At 40.1% G+C, this 15,050-nt stretch carries 8 protein-coding genes; all 8 read right to left on the bottom strand.

Features of this window, described 5'->3' with window-relative positions:
* Nucleotides 1-166: 166 nt before the first annotated feature.
* Nucleotides 167-1,129 (bottom strand): acetyl-CoA carboxylase carboxyltransferase subunit alpha, encoded by a 963-nt coding sequence (locus ACTJKC_RS11485; RefSeq protein ID WP_440792029.1) that lies wholly within the window; start codon nucleotides 1,127-1,129, stop codon nucleotides 167-169.
* A 778-nt stretch (nucleotides 1,130-1,907) separates the two neighbouring features.
* The gene (locus ACTJKC_RS11480) at nucleotides 1,908-3,467 is read right to left on the bottom strand and encodes a S10 family peptidase (RefSeq protein ID WP_440792027.1); all 1,560 of its coding nucleotides are present in this window, start codon (nucleotides 3,465-3,467) and stop codon (nucleotides 1,908-1,910) included.
* Nucleotides 3,468-3,628: 161 nt separating this feature from the next.
* Complete coding sequence (locus ACTJKC_RS11475; RefSeq protein ID WP_440792024.1) at nucleotides 3,629-4,645, bottom strand: EndoS/ChiA family endoglycosidase; 1,017 nt, start codon at nucleotides 4,643-4,645, stop codon at nucleotides 3,629-3,631.
* 669 nt (nucleotides 4,646-5,314) lie between these two features.
* Nucleotides 5,315-6,910, bottom strand: coding sequence for a SusD/RagB family nutrient-binding outer membrane lipoprotein (locus ACTJKC_RS11470; protein WP_440792022.1), 1,596 nt, complete (start codon nucleotides 6,908-6,910; stop codon nucleotides 5,315-5,317).
* 19 nt (nucleotides 6,911-6,929) lie between these two features.
* Nucleotides 6,930-10,208, bottom strand: a complete 3,279-nt coding sequence (locus tag ACTJKC_RS11465; RefSeq protein ID WP_440792020.1) for a SusC/RagA family TonB-linked outer membrane protein — start codon at nucleotides 10,206-10,208, stop codon at nucleotides 6,930-6,932.
* A gap of 186 nt (nucleotides 10,209-10,394) precedes the next feature.
* Nucleotides 10,395-11,468: a FecR family protein gene (locus ACTJKC_RS11460; protein ID WP_440792018.1), complete on the bottom strand. Its 1,074-nt coding sequence runs from the start codon at nucleotides 11,466-11,468 to the stop codon at nucleotides 10,395-10,397.
* 737 nt (nucleotides 11,469-12,205) lie between these two features.
* On the bottom strand, nucleotides 12,206-12,760 hold the full coding sequence (locus ACTJKC_RS11455) for an RNA polymerase sigma factor (protein ID WP_440792016.1): 555 nt from the start codon (nucleotides 12,758-12,760) through the stop codon (nucleotides 12,206-12,208).
* A 350-nt stretch (nucleotides 12,761-13,110) separates the two neighbouring features.
* Complete coding sequence (locus ACTJKC_RS11450; protein ID WP_440792014.1) at nucleotides 13,111-15,045, bottom strand: alpha-amylase family glycosyl hydrolase; 1,935 nt, start codon at nucleotides 15,043-15,045, stop codon at nucleotides 13,111-13,113.
* Nucleotides 15,046-15,050: the final 5 nt, after the last annotated feature.

The raw sequence follows: 15,050 nt of genomic DNA, 5'->3' as shown, positions 1-15,050 counted from the left end.
TGCAGCAATAGCCTTACGGTTTTATCGTAAAACAGATAGCCCATTAATCAAACCGTAAAATACGAAATCCTATTTACACGCTCGTTAGAAACGAGCGCGAGCAATCCACAAAAAAATCCTGTTCAGCATTACCGAACAGGATTTCCAATTTTATTTTTAAAAATAATTATTCGTTTACAACGCCCATCGCACAGAATTTGTCAATTCTTTGTTCGATCAGCTTATCGGTTTTTAATTTACCAAGAGCGGTTAAATCTTTTACAATATACTCTTTCAACGTTTTGCCCATCAATTCCGGATCCTGGTGTGCACCACCAAGCGGCTCAGGGATAATGCCATCAATCAGTTTGTTGCCAAACATATCGTCAGAGGTTAACTTAAGGCATTCTGCGGCTTTCTCTTTAAAATCCCAGCTTCTCCATAAGATAGATGAGCACGATTCAGGAGAGATAACCGAATACCAGGTATGCTCCAGCATATACACTTTATCGCCGATACCAATACCCAAAGCACCACCAGAGGCACCTTCGCCAACAACAATACAAATGATTGGCACACGCAATACCGACATTTCCAACAGGTTTCTGGCAATCGCTTCACCTTGTCCACGTTCTTCTGCCTCTAAACCCGGGTAAGCACCCATTGTATCGATAAAAGAAACCACAGGTTTATTAAATTTCTCAGCTAAACGCATTAAACGTAACGCTTTACGGTAACCTTCAGGGTTAGCCATCCCGAAATTACGGAACTGACGCTCTTTGGTGTTTTTACCTTTCTGGTGACCAATAACCATAACCGTTTGACCATTAATGGAAGCAAAACCACCAATAATCGCCTTATCATCCTTTACCGTTCTATCGCCATGCATTTCGATGAAATCATCACAAATCATGTTAATATAATCGAGGGTTTGCGGACGATCAGGGTGACGGCTCATCTGAACCTTGTTCCAACCGGTTAAATTTTGATATAAGTTATTGGTAGTTTCATTTAATTTACCATCAAGCTCGTCTAACGTGGCAGACATATCTACCTTGGTTTTTTCGGCAACTTGCTTAACCTTTTCTATCTGCTGAACTAAATCGGCAATAGGTTTTTCAAAATCGAATGATGTTTTTATCTGCTGCATAATTGAACCACAAAAATAAGTAATTATTTTTAGTTTGTAGCGAACAGTTTTTTTGTTTGCGTTTTAGTGGATAAATTACTTTAGCAAGACTGATAAAGAGCGTTACAAATACGATTTATTTCTTTTTTTTGGAAAGCAGTTGCAATGGTGCTTGGGTTGGTGCTCTCCCGCCATCGTTGCTGCTCCGATGAAAAATCGGGAGCATCCACTAAGTCGGGTTTAGATTACAACAGTTCCTGCTACTATGAGGGGTTTCCGTGCCACCGCCTGATTACACCAAACGGTCCTACGGAACGTAAACGCCAATCATAATTGGCTATCCGGGAATCGTCCCGATGGGACGCTCTGTGTTATAAAACCTTACGTTCCATCGGCCAATTTTTAATTTTCGTTGGATAAGGCGTCCCATCGGGACGCTTCCCAGGTAGAAAAAAAATAATATTTTATTTTTTGTGTCGTTCCATAGGATCGTTTCATTTTTCGCTAAAAGAAAAATATTTGGCAACCATGCAGGATCTCCGTGCCGCAGACCAATCCCCCTTAGCCCTGATTGAAATGAAAAGCCCGCAATCCCGGTTTTTCATCGGGAGAGGACTTGTAATGTAAAGCAGGACGAACAATTAATCATTGTACAGCATCTGCGCTCCAAAAAAAAATAAAAATTATTTTAAAGCATTTACAATAATTAGCCAGGTGATGAAATCTTTAACGATTTACCTGAAATCGCTAGAGATTTCTCCATTTAGTAGCACTTCAATCAAAACGATGACCAATTTTTTTAAAATTTAGCCGCCACGCCTGCTTTTGGCAATGCTTTTTTAATAAACTCGCGGATATGGTTATTCGCTGTTTTCAGGTCATCCTTACGCAGGTACATCATGTGCCCGCTGCGGTAACCTTCCCAGCTCATTCTATCCTGAAGTTTACCCGCAGCATCTAACTGCCACATGCTGTATTTGGCATTAAAATAATCGCAGGCGCCATCATAATAGCCCGATTGGACTAATAAATGCAGGTATGGGTTTTGCGCCATGGCCTGACGGAGGTTATCCCCTGTCTGATCGCCGGTTTTATCCCAGGGATATACCGAACCGAACATGTTATATTTTAAATCGGTTTTATAATTAAGTTCGTTACGGATGTACATATTAATGGCTGGCGTAAAGGAGTGCAGCCACGAAGTCAATTCAGCATTATAATCAGGTCCTTCACCTGCGCCCATTTTATCGATGCCACGGTAGCGCGAATCTAAACGGCCAACAGTAAAACCTTTGTCCCTTAACAATTCTTTCCAAAAGAAATCGGTAGGTATGTTAAGGTTATAATCTAAAATCACTTTTTCTGAAAGGCCAGAATAACGGGCCATTTTTGTTGCTATGGCTTTCTTTTTATCTGCACTCAGCATGCCGCCCTGCGAAATGGCCGGGATCAGCTCGTTGATGGTAAAATTTTCTACTTCGGGCAACATTGCAGTTAAATCTTTGCCCTGTAAATCGGCTGCCAAAGCTTTGTGGTACCAGGCAGTGGCTGCAAAATAAGGCAAACGCAGCGCCGCATCAACCGGGCCACTACGCTCAATACCCAGCTCAGTAGGCGATACGAGCACCACACCGTTTAAATACATCCATTGATTGTTCTGCAGCTCCAAAGCCAAACCCGAAACACGGGTGGTGCCATAACTTTCGCCAATTAAAAATTTTGGCGAGGCCCAGCGATTATTACGGGTTACAAAAGTATTGATCCACTCGGCCAGGTATTTAATATCGGCACGTACGCCAAAAAATTTATTAGTCGGGATATCTTTGCTCACCGCTCTCGAATAACCGGTATTAACGGGATCGATGTAAACTACATCGGCAACATCTAAAATAGAATATGGATTTTCTTTATAACCATAAGGTTGTACAGGATAACCTTCGTCGTCGATGTTCAGCACCACCGGGCCGGTATAGGCAATGTGCATCCAAACGGAAGCAGAACCTGGTCCGCCGTTAAATGAGATCACCAAAGGGCGCTTATCCCGGTTTTGTACATCGCTACGCTCGTAATAGGTATAAAACAAGCCGGCAATGGGTTTACCATCTTCATCCCAAACCGGAAGTGTACCTGTGGTAGCTTTGTAAGGAACAGCTTTTCCATCAATGGTTACCGAGTGATTGGTTACAACCGAGCTTTCTACCTTAATGGTTCGCTCATTGGCTGATGATTTGGGTTCATCTTTAACGGTAACCTGTGTAGTGGTTACGGTTTCTTTCGATTGATTCTTTTTCGGTGCCTGTTGTGCATGTACAAACAATGTGGCACACAAAAATGTGGTGAGTATAAATCTGAATTTCATTTGAAAGTTAGTTTGGTGCATAAATATCAAATTAATGCGCCGTTAATCAAAAAAACTGATTAGAAATGTTACCATAAAAAGCCTGCCTTGCCCAAAAAGCAAGGCAGGCATAAGGTTCACACTATTTTACAAAGTCTTCTGATCTAACTTCTGTCCAGTATTTACGGATTCATTATTTTAATCAGATCTTTGGTAACCTTAAAATTTGGATGAACAATTGTATTATCATGTGGCGAAGTAAGTGCAGCATCTCTATCAATTGCATAGCTAACCACTCCACCTTTTTTGCTGCCTCCGGTTGGCTGCCACCTTGCATAATCGTATGCCCTGCCTGTACCATTTTGGGGGTAGAAAACATCATCCCAATAATTACCCGGATATCCGTTTTCCTCATAAAAGGAGAACCCCGGTACAAATTTTTTCGACGGGATATTAGGTGAAAAGGTATTCCAGGTATTCTGTAATGTAGACGAGCCCCTGCCATAAGCCTGAAGCCATACATAATCGATCATTCCACATACATTTTTAAAAAACGGAGTATTGCCATCCTGATTGGTATCATAGGTGAGCAGTTTCCCTGTTCCTGATTTTGGCCCCAGGTAGGCGGATAGGGCTGTATAAATTCCCGTTTTCTCTGTTAATTCGGCACCTGTAACATTATGCTCAATATCGATGTCGAAGCCGTCCAAACCATATTTATTAACCGTTTCATCCATTATTTTTTTGGCTGCGGCAGCGTAACCGGCGGCATTCTGACCGGCACCTGCCGGCATGGTTAAAGAGCCCGTAATAATCACTTTTGTTCCTCTCGCATGCAGGTATGGAATATAAACATCCTTTAGCTTCGTCCAGTAGGGCGAATCGCTTGGGGTGTAATTCGTAAATACAATTACTACATCCAGGCTATCAGGCAATTCAGTCATAACCGGATCATTCGCATTTCCACTTACTACCCTATCACGCCAGGTACGATAAAACCCCGCGGTTATCTGGTGATCACTTTTTTTATAGGCAATAAGGTTCTCCAGGCTGGTGCCTGATGCTAAAGCAGACTGTTTATTTTTTAATGACAACTGATTTTCCTGTTGATCATCAACAGCATTTTTTTTACAGCTACTCAAATTAACGATTACAGCTGAGGTAAGAATGACCAAAGCTGCTTTTTTAAAGATTTTCATAGGTTAAATATTTAGTTAAAGTTTTTTTTAGAACTTAATCCAAATACAATACCAGCAATAAAATTTCTGTTTATTCCATTACTGATATTTTGGGTGTACGACAAAATATAGTTCCAGAATCATTTAGCGCTGCTATTTTTATTCATAAAGAAATTCCATTTTTTTAAAAGAAAACAAAAGAATGAATTTACCTGCAATTCGATTCGGGGAAAATCATCTACAAAATGTAGAAATTTAACCCCAAAAATATTGAGCCTTAATCAAAATGGATTACTTGTAGTAACATAAAAAACCAGCAAAGCTTTTGGCAATGCCGGTTCTGCAAAAAACTGCTGCAAATAAAGCAGTAGACCTATATTAAGTAACCAGCTAACCTTTTTGGAGCAACTTTAACATGAGCAGGTGTAAAACTGCTAAAAATGCAAATGATAAAAGCGATGGCTGCCATCAACAAGGTAATTGATTTTTCATTTTAACTGGTTTAAACAGGTTGAGATTTATACAATGGCTCTGGTTTGAGACGCTATTATACAGCTAAGTTAAAATTTTAATTATCAGCTTTTTACCAAAAATGCTGCGCAAACGTTTGCCCAAAATCAGATCAGATAAAAAAGCCGACAACGCAATAATGCATTGTCGGCTGAATGATAAACCGGGATGATTTATATATTATTTATCCCACCAAACCCTGCCGGTGAGGTTATCGCCACCAGGTACAGCTGAAGAAGCTGCTTTGTAATTGGTGTTATTTTTAGCCGCTTCTTCTACCGGGTATGGGAAACGGCGTGGAATAGTACCATTAGTAGCATTGCCTGGATAAACTACCGGGGTTAAAGCCGGAAACCCAGATCTGCGCCAGTTAGACCATGTTTCATAAAAATCGAGCATAGTACAGGTATGTAACCAATATTGAGTATTGATCATTTCTAAACCGTTTGCTGCAATGTATGGATTGGCTGCAGCATAAGCATCAGCAACAGTACCCGAAATGGCTAAGCTTGCATCATACTGCGATAAAAAAGTAATACCAGCTGACAATCCACTGGCGTAATGGTTAGCAGCAGAACCACCTATTGCCCATCTTTGCGCAGCTTCTGCTAATAAAAGTTCGCTTTCGGCATAGGTTAAAATAAAAGTTACACCGTCCTTTTTAATCATTGCCGGATTTGGTGAAGAGTAAGCCGGAAACGTGGTATAAGAGGCATCCTGCCTCACATCCCTTCCAGCAATCCCGCTTAAATCTTTCCCGTTAGGCATTCCTTTCTGCACAAGCGGATCAGCACTGTAATTAGGGTTTTGAGCTTTACTGTTTTCATCAAGAAAAAGTCCGGTAACGGCAACTTTTCCTAATCGTGGATCGTTTGCGGTTTTTAATTTATTGATAAAAGTCTGCGACCATTTCACATAATAATTTTCCTGCCCACCATCGCCTGCCAATACCTGGCTATTACGATTTTGAGTTACCCTCGCACCTGAGACATCATGTTTTACAAAAGCATTATCATCATTACTGATCATTGTTTTACCGATTACCTTCTGAGCGTAGGCCTTAGCCGTATTTTCATCAACTTTGGTTAAACGCATAGCAATGCGCAACAGCAAAGTGTTTCCAAAGCGCTTCCATTTATTAATGTCACCTTTGTAAATGGCATCTCCGGTTACTTTATCGCCATTAACATCCAATGCATTTGTAGCCTCTTCTACCTCTTTTAATAAATCGGTATAAATGGCCTGTTGTTTATCATATTTTGGTGCAAGATTACCGGTATAATAACCTTGTCCAGCTTCTGAGTAAGGTGCATCGCCATACAGGTCGGTAATGCGCTCAAAAATCAATGCTTTCCATAAGCGGGCCACCTGACGTACATTATTATATTTCGGAACCCCTTTTGTAAACTCTACAATATCTACAATCGGCTTAACCTGTTCTACATAAGCACCTACTGTAGTACTGCCCCAGTAAGCTGCGGTATAACCTTCGTTCAGTAAATATTTATCTCCTGCCCAATAACTCACCACGGTAGAAAGTCCCTGCATCATGGTAGAAGAATAAATTAAATTTCCCCTCCAGGTATCGTAAGCAAAATCTATACTGCCTGTATAAGTAAGTTGTGCAGTGGTTAGGGTATAATTAGGATCAAATGTTGCTGCGCCGTAAGCAGATGGGTTGGTATTAATATCCTCGAAATTTTTGGTACAAGCCGAGATCATTAACATGCCGCTACAAAGTAACAGGCTATATTTTTTTAATATGTTCGTTTTCATTGTTCTGTCTGTTTAAAATTTAAAGCTTCACACTAAGGTTTATACCAAACGTTCTAACCGGTGGTACACCACCCAGTTCCAGTCCTGGAAAAGTTGCGTTATAACTCGATTCAGGGTCGATATTATCCGTTTTTTTCATCAGGATAAACAGGTTCCTGCCTACAAGGCTCACATTTAAGCCCTGTATTTTGTTGTTGAACATTTTTGCAGGGAAATTATAACCCAAAGTCATTTGCCTGAACTTGATGAAACTTGCATCCTGCACAAATTTATTAGACACATTATCTGCTGATAGCTGATAGTAAGTTGCGGCCGTGTTACCCAATGCTTCGCGGTTTTCGAGCGTAGCCTGGTGTAAACCAAAAACATAACCATAATAATCAGTTGCAGAGAATACCTTCCCCCCCCATTTACCATCAATTAGGAAAGATAGGGTTGCACCTTTATAATTAAACTCGTTGTTCCAGCCTGCAAACCATTTATTGTAAGCAGAACCATAGGCAACCAGGTCGCCACGCTGCGGAGCATTATTTGCACCCAGCATAATATTTCCTGATGCATCATACTTATAATCGTAAGCCATTACCTGAGAAGCAGCTTTACCCGGAATGTTCTGTAAAAAGCCTACGCCCGATCTTGAAGTAGCAATCAGGTTTGAGGTAACCCCATCAGCAAGCGAGATCACTTTATTATCGTTATATGATCCGTTTAAAGAAGAAGTCCATACAAAATCCTGGTTCTTTACCACCTGGCCAGATAATAGCAGCTCTACCCCTTTATTTTCGATTTTACCAGAGTTCAAAACCGCACCACTAAAACCAGTTGAGGTAGAAGTGGTTACAAAAGTGATTTCATCTTTAGATATTTTTTTGTACCAGGTAAAATCAAGATTTAAACGATCGCCGAAAAAGCGCATTTCGGTTCCTATTTCCAATTCTGATGCTTTAGAAGCTTTTAAAGCAGAATTTGGAATATTTACGTTCGAAATGGTGCCCAATGGCAGTCCGTTTAAAACTTCGCTTCTTAAACTATAAGTCAGTAAGGTTTGATAAGGATCGGTAGCCTGACCAACTACAGCATAACCTGCCCTAACTTTACCAAAGCTTAAGAATGATGGTTTCCAAAGTTCAGAGAAAACAAATGAACCGCTAATGGAAGGATAAATCACATTTAACTTATTATCTTTACCAGGAGTGGCCAGGGTAGAAAACCAATCAGTGCGGCCACTACCGGTTAGATATAAAATATCTTTATAGGCAAGTTCAAGCGTACCGTACACCGATTGTGTTTCAGCTTCGGATGCCACATAAGCCACCGATTTATTTTTAGCATTTAGAATATTATAAACCCCAAACACGGCAAAATCAGAACCACTGTTTGTGGTTTGAGTTATACTTGTTCTGCGGTAACTACCACCTATATTTGGTGTAACAGAGAAATCTTCATCTACTTTAAAAGGCTTTCCGATTAATACATCCACATTGATATCAGCAAATTTAGTGGCTTGTTCTACAATTTTACCAGGCGCATAATACGCTGTACCAGATGGAACTACATTTTTATACGTATCGTTATAACCATCGCGACCAGCACGTCCCTGTAAAAATAAACCGTTATCGAAAGTATAGCGGGCGTTAAAAGAACTGATCAAACGGTCGCGTTTGGTATCATTTACAAATTCGTTTGCCGCAAACCATGGATTAGTTGCATATGCATTGCCTTTATTATACTGGATTTCATTTCCATTGGCATCTTTCCATGGATCGAGATCTTTTACACTTACACTGGTTGGTAAAAAAGCTACGTTATAGTTGGCATTACCTGCACCATCCGAAACCATTGGCCTGTTTTTGGCCTGCTCTAAAATATAGTTCATGCGGGCATCAATGGTTAAGCGTTTAATTGGGTTAAAAGTACCTACCAGGTTAAAAGACTGCCTGTTTAAGCCAGAGTTTGGCACAACAGAATTGTTATGAACATCATTTGCAGATAAACGGATGGTACCCCCATCAAAACTCTTGTTTAAAGCAACCGTGTTAGACCATGTGCCACCCGTGCGGTAAAAATCTTCGATATTATTTTTCTGCGCAGAATATGGCCTGCTTACGCCATCAAACTGAACCACATTAGATCCGTCTAATTTTGCACCCCAGCTTGATCCTCCTACCTGTGCTGCAGCAGCGGCATCAGTTGGTTTTACTCCATTGGCGCCTTGTCCGTAAACATATTGCCAGTTGGTTCTGTCCATTACCTGTTCTGCAACATAATTGGTATTAAATTCGATGCTGTTGCCTTTTCCGCTTTTGGTGGTAATCAAAATTACACCTGCTTTAGCACGGTATCCATATAGGGCCGCAGCGGCAGCACCTTTTAATACTGAAATACTTTCAATATCATCTGGATTCAAGTTTCCGACTGCATCTCCTAAATCTGGAGCATTATCGTACTGACTACCCGAATTGCCATTAGCATTTAGGTTATTTAAACCTACCGGTTTATTTTCCATTGGCACACCGTTAATAACATATAAAGGCTGGTTGGTTTGGCTTAAGCTTGATACCCCACGAATGGTTACGCTTGTTGCGGCACCAGCACCACCAGATGTTGAGCTGATATCTAAACCAGCTACTTTACCTACCAAAGAGTTAGCCACATTATTTTCTCTCGCCTGGGTTAAGGTTTCGCCACCAATCTGCGTAACCGAATAACCTAAAGCCCTTCTTTCTTTTTTAATACCCAGAGCCGTTACTACCACATCGGTAAGCTGTTTGGTATCTTCAGTTAAAATAATATTAATGCTAGTTTGTGAGCCAATGGCTACTTCTTTGGTCTGAAAACCCGCATAAGAAACCACCAGAACTGCATTTTCAGGTGCGTTTAAAGTAAATTTTCCGTTTATATCTGTTGAGGTACCTATCCCCGTTCCTTTAACCCTTACACTGGCACCTGGTAAGCTGCCACCCTGGGCATCTTTTACCGTTCCCGAAATAGGAACCTCTTTATTTTTGCTAATGACAATTAAGCCACCATCAGAAACAGAATATTTCAGGTTTGTTCTGTTTAAAATGGCTGCCAAAACATCGGTAACCAAAGTATTGGTTACAGTAATGCTTACATCCTTATTAACAGGAACGTAAGACGAGCTGTAAACAAAATGGTAACTGCTTTGCTGCTCAATAATCTGTAAAACCCTGGCCAGTTTTGTTTTCTTAACATCTAATGAAATTTTTTCCTGCGAAAAAACCGATGCGGAAACATTAAGGCAGGTAATGAACACCATAATACAGGCTAGTTTCATTAGCATAATGAATTTTAGGAGCGCTTTATATTTGGGGCGCCCTTGCAGTAAGTAATAATAAATCATATTTTTGTTTTTTTTGGTTGCATAAGTTCCTGGCAGCAATCTGTTTGCGCATAAACTGCCATTAATTGATCAAAAAAGAAATTCAAGAGGGCGGTGCTCCAACACCGTCCTTTTTTCTTCTTATTTTGAGATGATTACCTGTTTCCCCTTTATCTCATATTTAAAATTATTTTCAGTTGCTTTTAAGGCGTGTAATACCTCTTCTATACTCTCGTTGGTAATGGTTGCCGTAAAACGGTATTTTTCCAAAGCCGGATCGGTAAAGCTGATTTCAACATTATACCATTTCTCGAGCACATTTTTAATCTCATCAAAATTCTGGTCGTAAATTTCGATCCGGTTCTGTGTCCAGGCCGTTTCTACAATAGTACTGTCCTTAATTTTGGTATAGTGATTAATGGTTATTTCGGGCTGTGGCGCCATCGGCTTAACCAGTTTGTTTTTTTGCTGCTGCGGCATCACTTTGTAAAACGTAACCTTCTGGCTCGGCTTTAAAGTAATTACACCGCCGTTTCCGTTTACGCCTTCCATGGTAATTAAACCGCGGATTAAGGTGGCTTCTGAGCTAATTTCATCCGGATAAGCTTTTACATTAAAAGCGGTACCCAGTACATTGATGTTAAAATCGCTGGTATGTACTTTAAAAGGCTTATCCTTATTGTGCTTTACATCAAAAAAAGCTTCACCAGTTAAAGTAACTTCTCTGTATTTATCGTTAAAATCTTTAGTTAATGATAGAATACTCTTAGCGTTTAAAAGTACCGAAGTACCATCCGGTAAAATAATTTTTTTCCGCTCGCCGCTTTTTGTGGCAAAAGTATAAACCATCTGAGCTGGTTTATTTGCCTCACTGTTTTTATAAAAAGTATTATAAATTAAAACGACACCAAACACCAAAATTACCGCTGCTGCAATTTTAACCCACAAATAACGGTGCAGTTTTACCACCTTTTCTTCAGGGGCAGAAAACATATGTTCTTTAAAATTTTCTACCTGCTTGGCCAGCGGACGTTTATTTCCGCTCAATATTGCATAAAGCTTTTTTGCCTCTGCAATTACTTCCACCTGCTCAGGGTGTGCATTAATATACTTCTCCCAATATCCAATGCATAGCTTATCCGTTCCGGCGCAGTATTGCTGGAAAGTGCTATCGACAAGAAAATCTTCTGCATTGAATTTACTTCTATCAACCATTCTTTTTGCCTTTTATATAACAGTGCCCAAAAACTTTACTTTTTCCTAAGGAAATTTTAACTTTTTTTTAACATCACCGAATATATGCACTGCAATAGCTTTAAATAAAGAAATTTAATTTGTTTAAACTAAATTTATGAAGTTTAAAAGGGGTTAAACACGGAAATAACTTTGGAAGTTTTCTGATTATTTTTTGGGCGTTTTAATCCGCTATAGCTCCTGGTTACCCTTCGATTCCGCTCAGGGTGACAGTTAATCCCTATCCCCTCTTAATGGAAAACCCAATTTTTCATGATCTGGAAAGCAAGTGTATCACTTTTCGGTTTCACCCGCCCCGTGCTGCGTTACAAATCCTCGCCCTCATACTTCGGGCTGTGGGTTTTCCACTGTGCCCGGGTTTAGCTTGCAGGGTGAGCAGAACTATTAAAGGTTTTTGGCTATCGCCGGAACAGGACCTTGTTAAATAAACGTGACAGGAGCGACAGCCCCGAATTTTTCATGAGGGCTATAGCAGATGGCAAAGCAACAGCACCGATGAAAAACAGACCGCTGGTTTTCGGATAAAAAGTGTTGTTACCTTTCTATTAGACTCTGAATAACACAAAAAAAGATATCACAACTGCAGCTGATCCCCTATAGATCTCTCTATTCCGCTACGCTCCAATCGAGATGACGGAACGATTAGATTTACGAAGTCATCCTTTTGCTCAGGCCCCAAATGATGTAACGCGAAGATTTTATGCGTTAAATTCCTTCCGCAGGATTTTAAGCGCATCGTAAATGGTATTGTAGGCAGTTTTTATTGTCTGATTGCTTTGTTCTGCAATCTGCTCGTAACTTAAACCCTCGAAAAATTTTAAATGGATCAGTTGTTTTTGCTTAAAAGTGAGTTTTTCCAATGCATTTTTGAGTTGATGTTTTACAAGCTCGTCGCTCTGCACCTTTACTATAAACTCTTCGTAACTCATTTCCATCCAATCGCCATCGGCGCCGGCATTAAAAAGTGCATCGTTAATTTTGCGCTTTCTTTCGAGAATCCTCAGCAATTTGCGTTTAAGGAAGGTTCGCAGGTAGGCTTCAACATTATCAACGCGGGTTAGGCTCTCGTGTTTCTCCCAAATGGTGGTAAAAACCAGGTCGGTGGCTTCGCTGGCAGTATCTGCATCAGCACAAACCCTGATCCCGAAATTAACCAAAGGATAATATAGTGCGGCATAGAGGTCAAAAAACGCATTTTTATCGCCAGTCCGTAACCGTTCCCATAATAAATGATGCGCTAATTTGTTATCCATTAAGTTGTTAGTTGTTATCGCAATATTAACTAAAAACAATAAGATTATTACTAAGTTTCAGTTCGTGACGACATGAACCGAGGGAAAAATGTTTGCGCTCGTTTCCAAACGAGTGCATAAATAACTAAACGATTATATCGTTTGCAAACGATAAACTATTCAACGCTCGTTAATAAACGCGAGTTAGCGAAGGATAGAATAATCAACTAAGGTTGAATAAATAAAAAAAGTCGTTATTGCGATGCATGAAGTAATCTTAAAGCACGCTTTAAGATTGCTTCGTCGGCTGAAAAAGCCTTTTCGCAATGACGACTCCTCCCTGGTTTTGGAAACCTGATAGGTTTAAATATTTATTTTAAAGCCGTTTTACTAAAAATATGGTATTCTCCGGGGGCTAAAGTTTGGGCATAAATGCTGGTGTTTAAATTAATACCTGTACCTACTCCATCAATCCAGCTACCAGCCGATCCGAAATCGATATTGGCAGTTTGATTTACCACATCAAAATTACCCACCACCACAACGGTATTGCTGCCTTCAGTTAATTTGATGTATTTAATTCCGCCTGCCAGGTTATAGGTTGAACTGGTTGAATTAAAAATGCTGTTGTTCTTTTTTAACCGGATAAATTTTGCATAGGCATCGTACAATGCTTTGCGGCTCGGATCGCTGTAATAATCCCATTTAATTGGTTTTTCGCCCGTTCTGTCATTAAAATCGATGTTGATATCGTAACCCAGTTCTCCAAATTGCCAAACCATTTTAGGTCCGGGGATGCTGAATAAAAAGGCGGCAGCTAGTTCTTCTCTTTTTAATGAGGTGGCCAGGTTTCCTTTAATTACATAACTGCCAGAAGCATTTCCATAAGTGATATTCTTAAAGTTTAAACGCTCCTCGTCGTGACTTTCGCCATAGGTAACCAAACCGTCAGATTTGGTAAATCCATGATTGGCATAAAAGCCCCATTGAAAGTTAGAATTATCCAGCCAGCCCATGGTAGCCTCGTTCATATTGTAATTGAGGTTGTTCCATAGCATCATGCCATCGTCGGCCAATACCTTTTCTTCTGATTGTTCGGCAAAATGTTCTAAAATCACATAAAAATTATTGGCATCCACACTTTTAATAAAAGCATTATAATCTTTCCAGATGGCGATACGGCTGGCATCGTATAACCTGAACTGCGCATCATCTGTTGATGCTTTCTGGGTAAAACCTTTCGAAAGATCGAAACGGAAACCATCAATTTTATATTGCTGCATCCAGAATTTCATCACATCTTTCGAGAATTTTTTAGTGGCCGGGCTTTCGTGGTTAAAATCATAACCTACATTAAAAGGATGTTTGGCATCAACATTAAACCATGGGCTATTCGCTGTAGGTTTTGACCCATCAAAATACAATTGTACCATCGGCGATTGTCCGAAAGAATGGTTCAGCACCATATCCATAATCACGGCTATACCCCGGCCATGGCACTCATCGATAAAATTCTGCAAAGCTGTTTTAGTACCATAGTACTTATCTGGCGCAAAATAAAATGACGGATTGTAACCCCAGCTCAAGTTTCCTTCAAACTCATTTACCGGCATTAATTCGATGGCATTTATGCCCAGGCCGGTTAAATAATCGAGTTTGGCCAATGTTGAAGCATAATTATGATCAGTTGTAAAATCGCGAACCAGCAATTCATAAATCACGAGGTTATTTTTATCCGGACGGGTAAAACTGTTATTTTTCCAGGTATAAGTGAGCTGATTGGCCTGCATTACACTAACAATGCCTGTGGTTTTACCTGTGGGATAAGCCTTTAAATTTGGGTAAGTTGCAGCCGAAATGTATTGATCGTTATCAGGATCGAGCACTTTTTCAGAATAAGGATCGGCAACTTTCAGGTTTCCATCTACATAAAACTGATAGGCATATTCGGTAGCAGGATTTAGGTTATCAATTTGCACCCACCAATAATTTCCATCGGTGGTATTTTTCATCGGTGTTGCAGTTACAGACCAGTTGTTAAATTCTCCGATCAGTGCAACCGATGTTTTATTCGGTGCATACAAGGTTACAATGGCCGATGTTCCGTTATTAATAAACACAACACCATCTTTTGCACCTGCAGGTAAATCGGCTTTTTGGTTGGTTGGCGTTGGCTCAACACCACCATCAGACGCTTTTTTACAGGCGGTACTAAACGCTGTTACCAATAGCAACAGGTAAATGATTGTTTTGGCTCTTTTTGTTTCGTGCAGACACGAAGCAACGCGGTTGGTTATTCTTTTCATTTGGT

Origin of the sequence: Pedobacter sp. 22226, from assembly GCF_052045455.1 — a bacterium.
GTDB lineage: Bacteria > Bacteroidota > Bacteroidia > Sphingobacteriales > Sphingobacteriaceae > Pedobacter > Pedobacter jeongneungensis.
This window is presented reverse-complemented; position numbering and strand designations above follow the sequence as displayed.